A 19,889-nucleotide genomic window follows, 5' to 3' on the forward strand; every position below is an offset into this window, starting at 1 on the left:
ATATTGCTATTAGAATTACAAAACGATAAAAATACTAAAATAGTTTATTAATGAAGACTAAAAAAGTTGCAGAACATATAATCAATTGGTTAAAAGAATATGCAAAAAATGCAAAAGTTAAAGGATTTGTAGTAGGTGTATCTGGAGGAATAGATTCTGCTTTAACTTCTACTCTTTGTGCAGAAACTGGATTTCCTACTTTATGTGTAGAAATGCCAATTCATCAAGCTGAAAGTCAAGTTACAAGAGCAGAAGAACATATTACTCAATTAAAAAATCGTTTTAAAAATGTTTCTGAAGTTAGAGTAGATCTAACTACTACTTTTGATGGTTTTAAAAATGTAGTCCCTAATGTTGCATCTTCTTCAAAAGTAGATTTGTCGTTAGCAAACACAAGAGCAAGGTTAAGAATGACCACTTTATACTACTTTGCTGGTTTACATGGTTATTTAGTTGCTGGCACGGGAAATAAAGTAGAAGATTTTGGAGTTGGTTTTTACACAAAATATGGTGATGGTGGTGTAGATTTAAGTCCAATTGCAGATTTAATGAAATCTGAAGTTTATGAATTAGCAGCTTACTTAAAGGTACCTAATTCTATACAAAAAGCCCAACCAACAGATGGACTATTTGGGGATAGCAGAACTGATGAAGACCAAATTGGTGCTTCTTATGACGAATTAGAATGGGCGATGAAAATGCAAGAAAAAGAAAAAACAGAAGCAGATTTTTCGGGTAGAGATAAAGAAGTTTTTAAGATTTACTCAAGATTAAATAAAATCAATCAACATAAAATGATTCCAATTCCTGTTTGTGAAATTCCACACGAAATAAAATAAAACTTATTTTTTTAACCCAAAAAGCCTTATTGCATCTAAGTAATAAGGCTTTTTTGGATTATTATTATTTTATAATAAATTAGCAGCTATCATCATTTTTTTAATTCTCATATAGGCTTTTTTCTTGGAGCCTTTCGATATTTCAAATGGTAATAAAACAAATAACTGAACTATTTTTAAAAGTTGCAATAATTTTTTCATAGTAATTGTTTTTCTTTTTAGCAATCGCAATATACAAAAAAGTAATAATAAAAGAGGGCAATACCCTATTTTACAATTTAATAACTTTACACAACTCTATTTAACTTTTCAAAAAGTCTCATTTTCAACCCTGTATAGTTCTTTACAATTTCTAAGTCTATTGATTTAGAAGGTTCTTTAGAAACTTCTAACATTAATTCTTCAATCTTTTTACCAATCAAAACTCTTCTTAAATTAAAAACAGAATCATTTACCAATTTATCTAAAACCTCTAAAGCAGATTTAACTTCTATATTTTGCCCTTCCCAATCACTTAATTGATGCTTTTCTTCATCCATTAAAATTGAAGTTACGATACTACTTATATCTGGATTTTCATGATTAACCAAACGATCTACTTCTAATTTCTCAGATTGATTTAACTGATGAATCATTTCAATATAAATTTCTTGGAAAAGAGGATTTGTAAACTCAATTTCATCTTCTTGTAAATGCAAATAAATTTCTGCAGAAACTAAATTTTGATATTTTCTAACAGAAATTGTTTCTTTTCCTTCTTCATCAACATTTGTTATTTCTTCTATAAAATCTACTTCTTCATTTCCAAACAAGAGTAAAATTCTAATAATTTCTTTTTCAAGTATTGATAATTGATCTACTTTTTTAGAAGAAATGCTCCCGCCTTTAACCAATCCCATTTGAGCTTGCTCTTGCTCCATAAAATATTCTGGTGGAGGTTGATTTGGATCTTGCTTAGGTTGATGCGATTTTTTACTTTTTTCTTGTATTCCCTTCTTTAATAGTTGTGCCAATTCACTAAACAAAACTCGCTCAGAAATATCCATAATTCTGGCACATTCTTGCACATAAACTTCCCGTTGAATTGCATCCGGAATTTTAGAAATGCTGCTAACAATATCTCTAATTAATCCAGCTTTTTTTATCGGGTCGTTTTTGGCTTCTTTTAATAAAAGAGAAACTTTAAAATTGATGAAATCTTGTGCAGAACTTTCTAAATACTCTTTTAATTCATTATCAGAATGAGATTTTGCAAAACTATCGGGATCTTCTCCATCAGGAAACTGAACTACTTTTACATTCATTCCTTGTTCTAGAATCAAATCAATTCCACGAATGGAAGCTCTAATTCCTGCTGCATCACCATCAAAAAGCACCGTAATGTTTTTGGTAAGTCTATTTACCAATCTAATTTGATCTGATGTTAAAGCTGTACCAGAAGAAGCCACAACATTTTCTATTCCTGATTGATGAAAAGAAATGACATCTGTATATCCTTCTACTAAAAAACAATTATCCTGTTTTGCAATTTCTTTTTTAGCTTGATAAATTCCGTACAAAATTTTACTTTTATGGTAAATATCGCTTTCGGGAGAATTTAAGTATTTTGCAGCTTTTTTATCTGCAGTTAAGATACGCCCTCCAAAACCTAAAATACGTCCTGACATAGAATGTATAGGAAACATTACACGTCCTTTAAAACGGTCGAATTGTTTGTTTTCTTTTACAATAGTTAAACCTGTTGAAGCTAAATATTTTAAATCGTATCCTTTTGTTAAAGCTGCTTTTGTAAAATTATCCCACTCATCTATACAGTATCCTAATTCGAATTTTTTTATAGTTTTATCTGTAAAACCTCGTTCTTTAAAATAACTTAAACCAATAGCTTTTCCTTTATTAGAATTGAGCATTACATCATGAAAATAATCTTTGGCAAAATTAGAGACCAAGAACATGCTTTCTCTTTCATTCATTTGAGCTTTCTCTTCAGAGGTTTGCTCAGTTTCTTCAATCTCAATATTGTATTTTTTAGCCAACCACCGTAATGCCTCAGGATAGGTATAATGTTCATGTTCCATTAAAAAAGAAACAGAGTTCCCTCCTTTTCCTGTAGAAAAATCTTTCCAGATTTGTTTTACGGGAGAAACCATAAATGAGGGTGATTTTTCGTCTGTAAACGGACTTAAGCCTTTAAAATTACTTCCAGCTTTTTTTAACTGAACAAACTCACCAATCACTTCTTCTACTCTTGCAGATTCAAAAACACGGTCTATGGTACTTCTAGATATCATTTATAAATATTAAATGGAAAGCGAACACAAATATAAGAATTCCTTATTTCTGATGAAGGCGAATTCTAAACGAACTCAAAATAAAAAAACCTCACTAATCTAAACTAGTGAGGTTTAAAATATGGAATTAAAAATTAAGAAGCTGCTCTTAATTTTTTAAGTGTTGTATTTGTTAATTTTGCTTCTGCATATTCTTTAGTTACATTAAACTCTTTTTCATCAGAACTTGGTAAATCAAACATTGCGTCTGTAAAAATTGCTTCACATAAAGAACGTAATCCTCTTGCTCCTAATTTATATTCTACCGCTTTTTCTACAATATAATTTAACGCTTCTTCCTCTATCGAAAATTCAACATCATCCATTGTAAACAATTTAGAATACTGCTTAATAATTGCATTTTTAGGCTCTGTTAAAATAGATCTTAACGTTTTAGCATCTAAAGGATTCATGTAACTTAGTACTGGTAAACGCCCAATAATTTCTGGAATTAATCCAAAAGCTTTTAAATCGGAAGGGATGATATATTGCAATAAATTTTCCTCATCTAATTTATCATCGCTAATTGATGCACTATAACCAACAGCTTGCATATTTAAACGCTTACTAATAATTCTTTCAATACCAGAAAAAGCACCCCCAGCAATAAATAAAATATCTTTAGTATCTACTTCTATAAATTTTTGTTCTGGATGTTTTCTTCCTCCTTTTGGAGCAACATTAACAACCGTTCCTTCTAATAATTTTAATAAAGCTTGCTGTACGCCTTCTCCTGAAACATCTCTAGTTATGGATGGATTATCTCCTTTACGAGAAATTTTATCAATTTCATCGATAAAAATAATACCTCTTTGCGCCTTTTCTACATCGTAATCTGCCGCTTGCAGTAATTTACTTAAGATACTTTCTACATCTTCACCAACATAACCTGCCTGTGTTAAAACAGTGGCATCAACTATAGCGAAAGGTACATTTAGCATTCTTGCAATTGTTTTTGCTACTAAAGTTTTACCGGTTCCGGTTTCTCCCACTAAAACAATATTAGATTTTTCGATCTCTACATCATCTTCATCGTCTTTTGTCTGTAACAATCTTTTGTAATGATTATAAACAGCAACAGACATTGCTCTTTTAGTTTCTAATTGACCAATAATATATTGATCTAAAAACTCTTTTATTTGCAATGGTTTTTTAAGCGTTAAATCTTTTGATAAGCCACTTGATTTTGCTTCTAAAATTTCTTCTTCTACAATTCCATGTGCTTGTTCTATACATTTATCGCAAATATGAGCATCCATTCCTGCAATTAACAAATCTGTTTCTGCTTTTTTTCGTCCGCAAAACGAACATTCTAAATTTTCTTCTTTCGACATTTTCTTACGCGTTTGGCCTTTAGCTATTTGCTTTTGGCACTTAGTTGTATGTTAAAAAACTGACTCTTAGCTAACTAATAATAAAAAAGCTAACAGCTTAAAACAATTATTTTCTTACTAAAATTTCGTCAATCATTCCATAAGCTTTTGCTTCGTCCGCTTTCATCCAATAATCTCTATCAGAATCATCATGAACTTTTTCTAATGTTTGTCCTGAATGATTTGAGATGATTGCATACAATTCGTCTTTCAATTTCAAAATTTCTCTTGTAGTAATTTCGATATCAGAAGCTTGTCCTTGTGCACCTCCTAAAGGTTGGTGAATCATCACTCTAGAATGTGGCAATGCAGAACGTTTTCCTTTTGCACCTGCACACATTAAAACGGCTCCCATAGAAGCTGCCATACCTGTACAAATAGTTGCAACATCTGGTTTTATAAACTGCATGGTATCATAGATACCTAGACCTGCATAAACGCCTCCTCCTGGAGAATTGATATAAATTGAAATATCTTTATTAGCATCTACACTTTCTAAAAACAATAATTGTGCTTGAATAATATTTGCTACTTGATCGTTAATTCCTGTTCCTAAAAAGATAATTCTATCCATCATTAAACGAGAAAAAACATCCATTTGCGTAATATTCATTTGGCGTTCTTCCATAATATATGGTGTTACACTACTGGTAATTTTACCAAAATAGGTACTATTAATGCCGTGATGTTTTGTTGCGTATTTTTCGAACTCTTTTCCGTAATCCATCTTAGTGATTCTGTTTTAAGTTTAATACTGTAAATATAAGAACTATTTCTTACTATTCTATTTGAGTTTGTCGCTAAAAAAACCTGAATTTTACAATTCAGGTTTTCTTTTTTTTAATCAAAAAAGATTATTTTTCTGTTTTGTAAACTTCTTTAATAAAATCTTCGTAAGAAACTTCTTTTGTTTTAAAATTCATATTCTCTTTGTAAAAGGCCAATAATTTTTGACTAATTAATTGAGATTGTAATTTTTGTGCTTCTTCTTGGTTTTGTAAGATTCTACCTGCAATATCATCCAATTCTTTTTCTTCTGGATTCATATTACCAAATTGTGCCATTTGCGTACGGATAAATCCTTTAGCATAATCTACCAATTCTGCATAATCTAGTTTGATATTATTATCTTTCATAATCTTTCCTTCGATTAATTGATAACGCAATCCTTTTTCTGACTTATTATATTCTTCTGTAGCTTCTTCTGGAGTTAATTCTTTTTCTCCAGCTGTTGCCAACCATTTTTGTAAAAATTCTGCAGGTAAATCAAACTTTGTGTTTTCTACTAAATGCTCTGTTACTGCGTTTAGTAATTGTTGATCTCCTTGTTGGTTGAATTGCTTTTCTGCATCTTCTTTGATTTTTTCTCTTAATTCTGTTACTGTTGTAACACTACCATCAAGAAATAATTTATCAAATAATTCTTTATCTAAATCTGCAGGTTCTGTTTTCGTAATTTCTTCGACAGTTAAAGTAACTTTAATATCTAAATCATGAATTTCATCATGAGAAACCCCTAAAACATGTTGTAATTTATGATCGTCTTCAAACAATTTTTTTGTTTCTAATTCGATAACATCTCCAACTTTAGCTCCAATTAATTTCTTTTCGTTTTTCTTACCTTTTAGGTCGTTTACTAAAAAAGTTGATTTTTTATTAATTCCTTTCTCTTCATTTACAAAAGTTCCTGTTACATTAGAATGCTCTGTTGCTTCATCTAATGAACTCATTTTTCCGTAACGAGTTTGAATATTCTTAACTTCTTCGTCAATTAAATCTTCAGTTGCAACAATATTGTATTGTGTAACTTTCTTTTTAGATTTTAAATCAACGTCAAATTCTGGGGCTAAACCTAATTCAAATTCGAAAGAAAAAGTTTCTGCATCCCAATTAAAATCCTCTTTAACTCTTGGTAATGGATTACCTAAAATATCTAATTTTTCTTCCGTTAAAAATTTATTTAAAGAATCTTGTAAAAGCTTGTTAACTTCATCTATCATTATAGATTTACCATACTGTTTTTTAATCATCCCCATTGGTACATGACCTTTTCTAAAACCAGGAATATCTGCTTTTTTACGATAATCAGTTAATAACTCTGTTACTTTTGCTTGATAATCATCTGCAACAATATCTACTTTTACAACTGCGTTTAACGCATCTATGTTTTCTTTTGTAATATTCATTTCTTTGTTCTTTTATCTTGAAAAAATCGAGTGCAAAATTAATCATTTTAATTGATTGCACAAATGTTTAAATACTTCTATTTCAGTATTTTTGTTTAGTTTTTTATTGATTTATTTTCTTCTTTTAATAATGAAAATAATGCTGATCTAAAAATAGAGAGTAATATGCTGAAAAAGAATGCTGCAAAGAACCCTGAAACGGCAAAACCATCTACTATTTTATCTGCCAGTAATATAATAATTGCATTTATTACAAACAAAAACAACCCTAAAGTTACAATCGTTGCTGGTAAAGTAAAAAATATCAAAAGCGGGCGTACAAACATATTTAATAATGAAACTACAACTGCAACAATAATTGCAGAAGTATAACCTTCTACTGTAACACCCGGTAATATATTAGCCAAAACAATTACTGCTAAGGCTGTTAATAAGATTTTTAAAAATGTTTTCATACTATAAGATTTAATCTATTAAAAGCGAAAACTGTACCAAAACAGAAAGTCTGACAAAAATGCAGATTTTAAAAAAAAAGCAAGTTGAATAGTAAAGAGGTGTTAAAATAATTATCCTTATTTCTGTGGAAGTTTACTTAAAAATACTCGGATTAATTTTCTTCTATTTATTGTTCTGTAATTCTGTTGCTTTACGCTCTAACTCTGCTTGAAACTCTTCCATTACTGGTTTTACAGTACTATCTGGTATGTCTGCTACTTTAATATACATTAACCCGTCTACGGCATTGTTAAATTTTGGATCTACATTAAACGCAACCAAACGTGCATTTTGTTTTACATATTTTTTAATAAGTACTGGTATTCTTAAAGCTCCTGGTTCAATTTCATCGATAATTTTATCGAATTTTTGCATATCTGCTTTGGTGGCATCAAACACAAAATCTTTATCACCATCTTTTAATTTTACCTTGTATTCTTTCTTCGGATAAATATATTGAGCGATATATGGATCGTAGTAGTGAGATTTCATAAACTCTATCATTAGCGATTTTGAAAAATCTGAAAATTGATTACTAATAGAAACACCTCCCATTAAATACTTATATTCTGGATAACGTAGCGTTACATGCACAATACCTTTCCACAATAAAAACAAAGGCATTGGTTTTTGTTGATATTCACCAATAATAAAAGCTCTCCCCATTTCAATGGTATTCTCCATCATTTGATGTAATTCTGGTTCAATCCTAAACAAAGTTTGAACATAAAAACCGTTGATTCCGTGTTTTTTAAAAATTTCTTTTCCAAGTCCCATTCTATAGGCTCCTGCTAAACAATTAGCATCTCTATCCCATAAAAATAAGTGATAATAATACTTATCATATTTATCTAAATCAATAGCTTTATTGGTTCCTTCTCCAACATCTCTAAAAGTAATTTCACGTAATCTACCAATTTCATGCAATAAATTAGGAATGTCTTTTGCATTGGCAAAAAAGACTTCGTAATTTTTACTTTCCAACAACCTACCATCTGCTTCTCTAAGTGCATTTACTTCTTTTATAAATAAGTCTGTATTTTTTTGAGAAGTAATTTTTTTAGCAGGTTTTTTAGGGATTTTTAAACTCTGAGTAGATAATATTTTGTTAGACTTCTCGAAAGGGTTGGCCAACATGTATGTTTTTTTTCTGATGAACTCATAAAAAGCAGGAATCTCTTTATATTCATTTTGATCTTTTACAGAAATTGGTTTCCCTATTCTTACCTTTATTACTTTTCCTTTTTGAGAAATAACTTCAGAAGGTAATTTTGCAGTTCTTAAAGTTTCAGAAATTTTGGATAAAAAATAAAAAAGACGACTATTTTTTGCGTGAAAATAAATAGGAATTACAGGTACATTTGCTTTTTTAATAAATTTCACAGCACCTTCTTCCCAAGGTTTATCTACCTTTAATTTACCATCTTTATATGTAGAAACTTCTCCTGCAGGGAAAATCCCTAAAGGTTTTCCTTCTTGCAAATGTTTTAAGGCACCTTTAATTCCGGCAACACTAGATTTAGCATCCTTTCTATTTTCAAAAGGATTTACTGGCATCACATAAGGCTTTAAAGGCTCTATTCTGTGTAATAAAAAATTAGCTATAATTTTATAATCAGCTCTTTTTTCGATTAAAAGCTTTAATAAAAGGATTCCATCAATTCCGCCTAAAGGATGATTAGAAACGGTAATAAAAGGACCCTCTTTTGGAATTCTTTTTAGATCTTCTTCAGGAATCTCGAATTTAATATTACAATCATCTAAAATTCCGTTTAAAAAATCTAAATCAGATTTATTTTTATTGTTATTGTAAATCTTATTAATTGCCGAAATACGTAAAACTCTTATTAGCAGCCAGCCAATAAAAGTTCCCAGAAAACCAAACTTCTCTAAACCAATTACTTGTGCAATTTCCTTAGATGTTACTATTGCCATAAATTATAATTAGACGTAATTGCAAATCTACTAAAAAATCTAAAGCTTTGTTGTTTTAATTTTCTTTCAGTACAATTTGGACCGTTTCCCTACTCGTTTGCCTTAAAAGTGAAGCTCCTTTTTTAGTGATTTCTGCAACAGTTTTTTTATTAAAATGACGTATTGTATATAAGTTTACACCGTTTTGAAATTCAATTTTAAACTGTGCTTTTAGTTCGTTGTAAAAAGCATCAAACTTATTAAATTTATTATCTACACATAAAGAAAAACTAATTGCAGAATTCTGAATTAAATTTACTTTTAATTGATAATCGTGTAGTTTTTGAAAAATATAACTAATATTATTTTCTACCATAAAAGAAAAATCTAATGCAGAAATAGAAATTAAAATTTGATCTTTTTTTACAATAAAACAAGGAATATTTGGCACTAGCATTGTTCCTTTAGAAACTTTTGTTCCTGCTTCCTTTGGGTTTAAAAAAGAACGAACTAATAAGGGAATCTCTTTTTTCTGTAAAGGTTGTAATGTCTTAGGGTGAATAACAGAAGCCCCATAAAATGCCATTTCTATAGCTTCTTCATAAGAAATTTGTTCTAACAAGGTGGTGTTTTCAAAAACTCTGGGGTCTGCATTTAAAACCCCTTCTACATCTTTCCAAATTGTTACACTCTCTGCATCTAAACAGTAGGCAAAAATTCCTGCGGTATAATCTGATCCTTCTCTACCTAATGTTGTTGTATTTTCTGTATCATTTGCAGCAATAAAACCTTGCGTAATATTCAGCTTTTGCTTGTCTACTTTATTTGTAATTATATCTCCAGTTAATTCCCAATTTACTTTTGCATCTCTATAATTGCTATCAGTTTTAATATAGTTTCGAACATCAAACCAATTATTTTGTACACCAGTTTTGGACAAATAAGCACTTACAATTCTAGTAGACAACAGCTCTCCAAAACAAATAATTTGATCATATACATAATTATATCTTTGTGATGTATTTCTTGCTAAAAACCACCCCAATTCTCCAAAAAGAATATCTACAGTTGTATAAATTTCATCATTCTTCTCAAAAAGAGTTTTCATAATATTTTTATGATACTCTTCAATAAGGTTTAACTTATTAGGTAATTCTTCAGACTTAGTATAATACGTATCTACAACATCCTCAAAAGCATTTGTCATTTTACCCATTGCAGAAATTACTACAAGTGTATTTTCTGTTCCTTCTACCTGTAAGATTCTTGCAATATTTTTAATACTTTCTGCGTCTTTTACAGACGCCCCCCCAAACTTAAAAATTTTCATACTAATTATTATTGATGAATTCTTCTAAACTTTTTTCATCCATTTGTACCACAGACCAATCGTTTAAATAGGTTGCTCCGGTGCTTTTATAAAAGTTTATTGCATTAGTATTCCAATCTATTACTTCCCAAGCAACTCTTTTAAAATTATGATCATAAGCATATTTTAAAACAGCTTTATACAATGCTTTTCCTGCCCCTATTTTTTGCCTACTTTTTGTAACAATTAAATCTTCTAAATGAATTGCTCTTCCTTTCCACGTAGAATATCTTTCGTAAAACAAAGCAATTCCAATAACAATCTCATTTTCTTCAGCAACAAAAAGTTTAAATTTAGGGTTTTTAGAAAAACCATCTTTTAACAAATCATCAATGGTAATTTCTACAGCATTGGGTTCTTTCTCAAAAACAGCCAATTCTAAAATTAAATCTAAAACAGATTGCACATCTTTTTCCTCTCCTTTTCTAACTATAAAACTCATCTTCTAAAAAATTTTTTCAAAGATAGTTTTTTTGACATCCCTTAAAAATATTTAGCTTTTTTGAACATTTCTTTTTTATTTGTTAAAAAATCATACAAAAAAACCAACTTTTAAAATTGAAAAACACATACGAAAACGGTGTAGTTAAGAAAAAAATGGCATCTTTGTATGGTGAAACAATTTCTTAAAAAATGGCAGGAAAAAATCAAACTTTAGGCGAATTTATTATTGAAAACCAAGACTCTTTTAAATATACTTCCGGAGAACTTTCTCGGTTAATCAACTCCATTAGATTGGCAGCAAAAGTTGTAAACCATGAAGTAAACAAAGCTGGTTTAGTAGACATTACAGGTGCTGCCGGAGACATCAACATACAAGGTGAAGATCAACAAAAATTAGATGTTTACGCTAATGATAAGTTTATACAAACGTTAACAAAAAGGAACATTGTTTGTGGTATTGCAAGTGAAGAAGAAGATGATTTTGTAGCAATTAATAGTCAAGATGAAAACAACCAAAACAAATATGTTGTCTTAATAGATCCATTAGATGGTTCTTCTAACATTGACGTAAACGTATCAGTAGGAACAATATTTTCTATTTTTAGACGTGTTACTCCTGCTGGAACCCCTGTTAAATTAGAAGATTTCTTACAAAAAGGAAGCAAACAAGTAGCTGCGGGTTATGTAGTTTACGGAACCTCTACCATGCTTGTTTATACAACTGGTGATGGAGTTAATGGTTTTACTTTAAACCCAGCTATTGGTACTTTTTATTTATCACACCCAAATATGACTTTCCCTGAAGACGGTAATATTTATTCTGTAAATGAAGGGAATTATTTAGATTTCCCTTTAGGAATCAAAAAATACATAAAATATTGTCAAGAAGAAGAAGGAGACAGGCCTTATACTAGTCGATATATTGGTTCTTTAGTATCTGATTTCCATAGAAACATGATAAAAGGGGGTATTTATATGTACCCAAAAGGCTCTAGAAATCCCAATGGTAAATTACGTTTGTTATACGAATGTAATCCTATGGCTTTTTTAGCAGAACAAGCAAATGGAAAGGCTTCTGACGGTTATGTAAGAACTATGGATGTTGAACCTACAGAATTACACCAAAGAGTTCCTTTTATTTGCGGTAGCAGAAATATGGTTGATAAAGCAGAAGAGTTTATGCGTGAATTTGGAGAATAAGACTTTTCTATATCACTATAAATTATCAAAACACGAACTACTTGTAGAACCATATAATTATGGTTAAATTTGTACAAATAAGAAATTTAATTTAATCTTTTAAAACATAAAATTATGGCTTTTCAATTACCAGAATTAGGTTATGCATATGATGCTTTAGAACCAAATATTGATGCTAGAACTATGGAAATTCACCATACAAAACATCATAACGGATATACAACAAAATTAAATGCAGCTATTGCAGGTACTGATTTAGATGAAAAATCTATTGAAGATATCCTTACTAATTTAGATATGAGCAATAGTGCTGTAAGAAATAATGGAGGAGGTTTTTTCAATCATTCTTTATTTTGGACAGTTATGAATCCTGAGGATAGAGGATATTTATCTGGTGAATTAAAAGATGCGATAGAAGATGCTTTTGGATCTAAAGATGCTTTTATTGAAGCTTTTTCTAATGCTGCTGCAACTCAATTTGGTTCTGGTTGGGCTTGGTTGTGTGTACATCCTGGAGGAAAAGTAGAAGTTTGTTCTACTCCAAATCAAGACAATCCATTGATGCCTGGTGTTTCTTGTACAGGAATTCCTATTTTAGGATTGGATGTTTGGGAACATGCTTACTATTTAAATTATCAAAACAGAAGACCCGATTATATTAATGCATTTTTTAATGTAATTAATTGGAATGAAGTTGAGCGTAGATATGCTGAAGCAAAATAAGTAATTATAATATTTTAGCTAAAAAAATAAGGACTTATTTAAGTCCTTATTTTTTTGTTTATTTTTTTAATATCAAAAAAACTTTTTTGATATTTCCCCTTTGTTCGTTTCTATATTCACAATATAAACAACTTGCTTTAACTGGGTAGTTTTTAAAATAATTTCCGGTTTAGATAATACTTCTACATCATCTACTTGTACTATTTTTTGACCTAAAACATTGTAAATAGTTACTTTATTTATTGTAGCCTTACTATTATTCTTTATGATTACTTCTTTTAGATTTCTATTATGATAAACTAAAAAAGAATTTGTTAACTCATTTTCTTCTACGGCTAATACCGATTCTTTAAAAACAATATAAAATCTATTTGTATACGTACCAGACTCTAATTTAATTTTCAAAGAATTTGCAGTTAAATTATAGTCTATACCTGTTTCTTTATCTCTTAAAAAAACATCATGTGATATATTTTGTAATTCATCTATATTTAAACTTATGGATTGATCATTTTTTAAAACCAATTCAAAAGGAACCTCAAGAGTCTCATCTATATTTTGAACACCAGATATAACATAATCTGAATCATCCCCAGGGAATTTCCAATAAATATCTGTTTCTCCTTTATCAGCCATTTCACTGTCATAACCTCTATCATAGCTAAAACTATTTTCTTTTATAAAAGAAACTGCAATCTGCCTATGAAAAGTTTGGTTTTCTATAGGTGAATAATCCATTCCTAATTTTAAAACAGGCAAACTATTATTTACTACCCTATTGTCTTCATTTCTAAAGAAAAAAGAGTCATTTGTACCTTCTGGAATATAAACTCGTTGCCCGTTATTAAAAACCAAATCTCCTGCAGTATCTGTAGAAAAAAAGAATCCTTGGGCTATGGCTAAGTAATTAAAAGGCGGTACCTCATAACTAAATTTTTGACTGACATAAACCTTATCAATTGCGATTGTATTTGTGTTTTTAGATTTTAATAAAATAGTATCGTTTACATTAATGGCTAGCTCTAGTTTAAGAGTATCTATAACATTTAATGTATTTGAGAAACTCACATTTGTTAATTCACTAATGCCATTTATATCTAAATCTAAATTTTTAGATACTGAAGAACGATATACAATAAATAAACTATCTACAGATTTAGATAAACCATTAAAAATAAAACTAATGCTATCTGTAGCAGTTTTAAGTTCTACAGTATTGCCAACAATTAAAGCGTTTCCTCCTAATGTAGCGCTTTCGGCCTCTTTTATATATTCTGCTTTCGATGGCGCAGTTGCTTCTGCTGATGTTGCTGAATTTATAGTTGCATACCCTCCTACATAACCACTCTTATAATGTCCAAAAATTCCTTCTGAATTTTCTACCCCAACATGTTGATATAAATAAGCCGTAGTTCCTATAGATGAATTATCCGATAAAAATGTTTGAATATTAAAAGCAGATGGATAAGGATTTCCAACTAGAATAGAAACATCTGCAGGCACACCTGTATATGTATAATCTCCATCATTAGGTGTTCCCTCAAAAGTGTAATTTTGCTCTCTTCCTGGACCTTTAAAAAGATATGATTTTCCAGGACTGATCTCTATTACACTTCCATTTCCAGAATTGTTATCATATCCATAATCACCTCCTCCTAAATCATCATAAGTATAAACCCAATAATCAGGTAATTCTATTGGAGAATTACTGAAGTTTCCATCATAACCTCCTATAAAATTTATGGCTAAAGGTATTGAATTTGAACTTGTAGGACTTGTACCGTCTTTCATTACAGAGGCTACTTTATAAGTACTTTCACCAATAGTTACAACAGGTGACGCAAAATAGTTATAAAGATACTTGCTTTTTACTTCTGAATTTTGATCTACAAATAACTTTCCTGTTCCTGTAATTAATGAAGTTCCTGTATGTTGTTGAATTAACTGAGCTCCATCTATAAGTCTAATGTCTCCATCTAATTGTATTCCCTTTGAAACTGTTAATCCTAATTCTGAATTTACAACTAATTTTGCTCCAGGCTCAACTTCTACTTCTCTAACATTTGCTGTTTCCAACAATTCTAACGAAGTATTTTTTACCAATAATTTATAACATCCATCACTTGAGTTAGGTTTTCCTGAAGAACTTCCGTTATATGCCGTTGTTCCGTCTAAAACTATTGTATCTACATACTCAAAAGTAAAATAATCATTATCAGAAAAAGATACTTCTGTTGCTGTATAAACTCCTCCTGATAAAACTAAATCATAAGTTGTTTTAGATAAAAAATCTGAAGTACTACTAACTATTAACTTTAAATCATTACAACCATTAGAAGAATTAAATGTAAGGTCTGATGCTTTTAACGACAGGCTTACTGTACCTAAATCATTTCGTTTACTTACTCTCCATTTAGTATCTAATCTTTCTAAATAATCTGTAGATGCTGATGAAGAAAAACTATAATTAGCCTCTTTTACGTCTTCTCCCCAAAATAAAAACTTATCTGGTGATAAACTAGAAGGTGTATTAATTCTTATAATACCAGTTCCTTGAGAATCTAAATGAGCAGAACCATCCAAGGACTGACCAATACCTGCAACTTTATGGTCAAAATTACCATTAACCAAGTCATCTTCATTGTAATAATTATTCACATTTAATGTCAACCCAAATTTTGCACTTAAATAATTATCAACAATTATCCGTTCAGCAGTGTTTAGCTTATTTTTAAAAAGAACAACTTCCGAAACATCTCCTTTAAAACCAGCTGAACCAGTAGTATTTGCTCCTAAATTAAATCTTTGTGTTGCATGACTTGTGTAACTAGATATACCTGCTTCATTTTGTAAAAGTGACCCATTTCTATAAAGTTGTTTCCCATCTGTAGTATTTGCATCATATGTCCATAAAGAATAAGAAGTTAAGCCTGTTAATGAACCTACTTGTATTCTGGAGTTTGTACCACAACAATTACCAAAGTCATAATAAACTGTTCCATTCCATGGTAGATGATTTGAAAATCTATTAGATGTTAAAGGGTCTGTTAAATAAACAGATGTATTTTGACTTGTATTATCTGCACGTGTAACAATAAAAGTGGAGGCTTGATTTGTTACAAAATTGTTAGTTGTTAAGGTTAAACCTGTTCGTAATCGATTAGAGCCAGAAAAACTAATTTCATCATATCCATTAATTGCTGAATTAACTAAGCTAGGTCGTTGTGTACCTGTTTCACTAATATCTAAAGCACTTACACCTGCAGAATTAGTAATTCCATCAATTAATGTACCCGTTGTACTTACACCTTTATCTGTTCGAATCCAAAATTTTAAAGAAGATGCTCCATCTGTATCCCCAACACCCCCAGGTCCCAAATGCCCATCTAAACCACTAACAGGTGTTAAATAACAAAGGTTTAAAATAATATTATTGATTGTACCTCCATCTAAATTTGCGTCATCAGAAACCTCTAAAGTCCAATTACCATTTGCGTTTTGACCATTAAAATCGGCTAAACTCCCTTCTGGTTTATAATCTCCCGAGATTGTTAATGTTCCGTTTGGCAATGTATTTGAAGAAGCATCATTAAAAGTAACATTTGAATAATTATCACCTCCACCTCCTTTATCCGTAGCTAATTCTACCCTTGTTCCTAAAGGGGAAATTAAGTAAATATCTAAATCAGCATTATATGTATGTATAATATTAACAGTTATATTTACATCTGATAAAATATAAGAATCTGGCACATTTATAATTGTATTATATGTATTTGTACCAGAAGAAGAAATAGTAGTTCCAGGATTTTCAGAATAATCTGTACAAGTATTTTGGGCAAAAGAATTTATGCTTATTAGAAAAAACAAAAAAAACAGAAAACTAAACTTATTTTTTAATTTTTTCTTCACAAATAGGTGACCTAAACTAAACAATATTTTAATAGGGGAATATTGGTTCATAGGGGTATATTAACTTATTCTTTAAATATAAAGAAATTAATTCATTATTCAAAGATAAAGAACGATTAATTATGATGTACTCAACTTAGTTAAAGTGAGTACATCAATCGTTTAATAATAAAGATGTGAAGTTAAACCTAATAAGCTCTTTTATCACTTCCTTCAAAGTAATTGATAAAAGCTTCGTTTACAACACGATGCCCTCCTGCCGTAGGATAATCTCCTGTAAAATACCAATCTCCCAAATTATCTGGACATGCAATATGTAAATTATTTACCGTTTGATAAATAACCTCAACTTCCGCTTTTATATCCTTAGTTTTTAGCATTTGTGCAATTTTAGCAGAAATTTGCTCATTTGTAAAAGGAGCATAAATTTCTTTTACAAAGTTTACTATTTCTTCATCGCTTTTAGATTGTTGCGCTTTCGATTTTTTATAAACTTCATCTATAATACTCTCTTGTTTTGTATCTTTTAACAATTCTATTGCAGCTTTAAAAGCAATAAACGCATCAATTCTTGCCATGTCAATTCCGTAACAATCAGGATAACGAATTTGAGGGGCAGAAGAAACAACCACAATTTTCTTAGGACTTAAGCGGTCTAAAATTTTAATGATACTCTTTTTAAGTGTAGTTCCACGTACAATACTATCATCAATGATCACGAGGCTGTCTGTTGGCTTTACAACACCATAAGTAACATCATAAACATGTTCTACCAAATCATCTCTACTACTATCATCCGCAATAAAAGTTCTTAATTTTGCATCTTTGATTGCAATTTTCTCAAAACGAGGTCTTTCCGATAAAATTTCAGTAACTCTTTTAGCAGATAATTTGGTACCTCCTGCTAAAATTTTCTCTGTTTTTTGTTGATTTAATAAATCTTCTGCAGCTTCTGTCATTCCGTAAAAAGAAGTTTCTGCTGTATTAGGAATGTATGAAAAAACAGTGTTAGAAATATCACTATCAATAGATTTTAAAATCTGAGGGAACACTAATTTTCCTAGATTTTTTCTTTCTTCATATATTGATGCATCACTTCCTCTAGAAAAATAAATACGTTCAAATGAACAAGCTTTGTTTGCTCTTGGCTCTAAAACCTGTTTAATAGAAGTTTTTCCATTTTTTTTAATAATTAACGCATGTCCTCTTTCTAATTCTTGAACATCCTCAATATTTACATTAAAAACCGTTTGAATTACGGGTCTTTCTGAGGCTACAACAACAACTTCATCATCCTCATAAAAATATGTAGGTCTAATTCCGTTTGGATCTCTCAACACAAAAGCATCTCCATGTCCTACCAAACCTGCCATAGCGTAACCACCATCCCAATTTTTAGAAGACCTTTTTAACACTTTTTTTATGCTTAAATTTTCTTCAATATAAGGTGAAGCATCTTTTTTACTAAAACCTGCTTTCTTTGCTTTTTGATATAATTTTGCAACTTCATCTTCTAAGAAATGGCCAATTTTTTCCATAACAGTTACGGTATCTGTAAACTCTTTTGGATGTTGACCTAACTCTACTAATTCTTCTAACAATTGTTTAGAATTGGTCATGTTAAAATTCCCAGCAACAATTAAATTTTTATGTTTCCAATTACTTTGACGTAAAAATGGATGTACACTTTCTATACTATTTTTACCAAAAGTTCCGTAACGGACATGACCCAAAAACAAATTTCCAACATATGGCATATTTTCTTCTTGCCAAGAAACATCATCTTTTTTATCTGGATTCTGTTCTAAAACGCCATTTAAACGATTGTTTATTTGTGCAAAAATATCTTGTATGGGTTGTGATTTATTAGAACGAACTCTGCTAATATATCTAGTACCGGGTGCTACATTAAATTTTACACTAGCAAAACCTGCACCATCTTGTCCACGATTGTGTTGCTTTTCCATTAACAAATACATTTTATTAATTCCGTAAAAAGCAGAACCGTATTTATCTTTGTAAAACTGTAAAGGTTTTTTTAATCTTACTAATGCAATACCGCATTCATGTTTAATTGCGTCACTCATTTAATTGGTTGTTTTGTTGTATATGATGTATAAAAAAATCCGCGTTGTTAGACGCGGATTTTCATTTATGATAACTCTATATCAAATTGTGTTAACTCTTTAAAAGCTTGCAAGCGCTCTTTAACTTCATCCGCAGTAAGTTCTTGCATTCGTTCTGTGCCAAATTTCTCTACGCAAAAGGATGCTAAATTAGATCCATAAATAATAGCATTTTTCATGTTTTCAAAAGAAATATCTTCTGTCTTTGCTAAATACCCACAGAAACCTCCTGCAAAAGTATCTCCTGCTCCTGTTGGATCAAAAACATCCGCTAATGGTAAAGCTGGTGCAAAAAACATTTTTCCTTCATTAAATAATAAAGCTCCATGCTCTCCTTTTTTAATCACCACATATTGTGGTCCCATTTCATGAATTTTCTTTGCCGCATTTACAAGTGAATACTCTCCACTTAATTGACGCGCTTCTTCATCATTAATCGTAATTACGTCTACTCTTTTTAATACAGTATGCAAATCATCTAAAGCAATATCCATCCAAAAATTCATAGTATCTAAAACTACTAATTTTGGTCTTTCTTTCATTTGATCTAAAACAGATGCTTGTGTTAAAGGGTGTAAATTTCCTAACATTACAATACCCGCATCTTTGAAATCTTCTGGCACAACTGGTGTAAAAGTTTCTAAAACATTTAATTCTGTAATTAATGTATCTCTAGAATTCATATCATTATGATATTTCCCACTCCAAAAAAATGTTTTTCCATCTTTTACAACTTCAATACCATCTGTATTAATTCCTTTAGAATTCATCATTGTTATATATGAATCTGGAAAATCTCCTCCAACAACAGAAACAACTCCTGTTTTTACTCCAAATTGACTAGCTGCTAAACCCACAAAAGTTCCTGAACCGCCTAAAATTTTATCTGTTTTTCCAAAAGGGGTTTCAATTGCATCAAAAGCAACTGTACCTACTGCCAATAATTTACTCATTTCTTATTTTTTATCAGTAATTTTG

14 protein-coding genes are annotated in these 19,889 nt (G+C 30.2%); 3 read left to right on the plus strand and 11 right to left on the minus strand.

Features of this window, described 5'->3' with window-relative positions:
* Positions 1 to 50: 50 nt before the first annotated feature.
* Positions 51 to 839, plus strand: coding sequence for an NAD(+) synthase (gene nadE / locus MC378_RS08460; protein WP_242178328.1), 789 nt, complete (start codon positions 51 to 53; stop codon positions 837 to 839).
* A 287-nt stretch (positions 840 to 1,126) separates the two neighbouring features.
* On the opposite strand, the gene dnaG is transcribed toward nadE, so the two are convergent.
* From dnaG to MC378_RS08500, 8 genes are all read right to left on the minus strand, one after another.
* On the minus strand, positions 1,127 to 3,130 hold the full coding sequence (gene dnaG, locus MC378_RS08465) for a DNA primase (RefSeq protein WP_242178329.1): 2,004 nt from the start codon (positions 3,128 to 3,130) through the stop codon (positions 1,127 to 1,129).
* Between the two features lie 134 nt (positions 3,131 to 3,264).
* Positions 3,265 to 4,503, minus strand: coding sequence for an ATP-dependent Clp protease ATP-binding subunit ClpX (gene clpX / locus MC378_RS08470; RefSeq protein WP_242178330.1), 1,239 nt, complete (start codon positions 4,501 to 4,503; stop codon positions 3,265 to 3,267).
* A gap of 106 nt (positions 4,504 to 4,609) precedes the next feature.
* Positions 4,610 to 5,269, minus strand: coding sequence for an ATP-dependent Clp endopeptidase proteolytic subunit ClpP (gene clpP, locus MC378_RS08475; RefSeq protein ID WP_242178331.1), 660 nt, complete (start codon positions 5,267 to 5,269; stop codon positions 4,610 to 4,612).
* A gap of 127 nt (positions 5,270 to 5,396) precedes the next feature.
* Positions 5,397 to 6,728 (minus strand): trigger factor, encoded by a 1,332-nt coding sequence (tig, locus tag MC378_RS08480; protein WP_242178332.1) that lies wholly within the window; start codon positions 6,726 to 6,728, stop codon positions 5,397 to 5,399.
* A 95-nt stretch (positions 6,729 to 6,823) separates the two neighbouring features.
* Positions 6,824 to 7,183 (minus strand): phage holin family protein, encoded by a 360-nt coding sequence (locus tag MC378_RS08485; protein WP_242178333.1) that lies wholly within the window; start codon positions 7,181 to 7,183, stop codon positions 6,824 to 6,826.
* Positions 7,184 to 7,346: 163 nt separating this feature from the next.
* A complete protein-coding gene (locus MC378_RS08490) occupies positions 7,347 to 9,158 on the minus strand; it encodes a lysophospholipid acyltransferase family protein (protein WP_242178334.1) in 1,812 nt (603 codons plus the stop codon).
* Positions 9,159 to 9,213: 55 nt separating this feature from the next.
* On the minus strand, positions 9,214 to 10,467 hold the full coding sequence (locus MC378_RS08495; protein WP_242178335.1) for an aspartate kinase: 1,254 nt from the start codon (positions 10,465 to 10,467) through the stop codon (positions 9,214 to 9,216).
* 1 nt (position 10,468) lies between these two features.
* Positions 10,469 to 10,948: a GNAT family N-acetyltransferase gene (locus tag MC378_RS08500; protein WP_242178336.1), complete on the minus strand. Its 480-nt coding sequence runs from the start codon at positions 10,946 to 10,948 to the stop codon at positions 10,469 to 10,471.
* Between the two features lie 191 nt (positions 10,949 to 11,139).
* Between MC378_RS08500 and fbp the strand changes: the two genes are divergently transcribed.
* Positions 11,140 to 12,150 carry a class 1 fructose-bisphosphatase gene (gene fbp, locus MC378_RS08505; RefSeq protein WP_242178337.1) on the plus strand — a complete coding sequence of 337 codons (1,011 nt, stop codon included), beginning with the start codon at positions 11,140 to 11,142 and terminating at the stop codon, positions 12,148 to 12,150.
* Between the two features lie 114 nt (positions 12,151 to 12,264).
* On the plus strand, positions 12,265 to 12,873 hold the full coding sequence (locus tag MC378_RS08510; RefSeq protein WP_242178338.1) for a superoxide dismutase: 609 nt from the start codon (positions 12,265 to 12,267) through the stop codon (positions 12,871 to 12,873).
* 72 nt (positions 12,874 to 12,945) lie between these two features.
* On the opposite strand, the gene MC378_RS08515 is transcribed toward MC378_RS08510, so the two are convergent.
* The 3 genes from MC378_RS08515 to MC378_RS08525 all read right to left on the minus strand — a co-directional run bounded on the left by MC378_RS08515 (position 12,946) and on the right by MC378_RS08525 (position 19,864).
* The gene (locus MC378_RS08515) at positions 12,946 to 16,743 is read right to left on the minus strand and encodes a proprotein convertase P-domain-containing protein (protein WP_242178339.1); all 3,798 of its coding nucleotides are present in this window, start codon (positions 16,741 to 16,743) and stop codon (positions 12,946 to 12,948) included.
* Between the two features lie 230 nt (positions 16,744 to 16,973).
* On the minus strand, positions 16,974 to 18,872 hold the full coding sequence (locus MC378_RS08520) for an amidophosphoribosyltransferase (protein WP_242178340.1): 1,899 nt from the start codon (positions 18,870 to 18,872) through the stop codon (positions 16,974 to 16,976).
* A gap of 65 nt (positions 18,873 to 18,937) precedes the next feature.
* Complete coding sequence (locus MC378_RS08525) at positions 18,938 to 19,864, minus strand: PfkB family carbohydrate kinase (RefSeq protein WP_242178341.1); 927 nt, start codon at positions 19,862 to 19,864, stop codon at positions 18,938 to 18,940.
* Positions 19,865 to 19,889: the final 25 nt, after the last annotated feature.

The organism is Polaribacter marinus, from assembly GCF_022662535.1.
In the GTDB taxonomy this organism is placed as follows: Bacteria; Bacteroidota; Bacteroidia; order Flavobacteriales; family Flavobacteriaceae; genus Polaribacter; species Polaribacter marinus.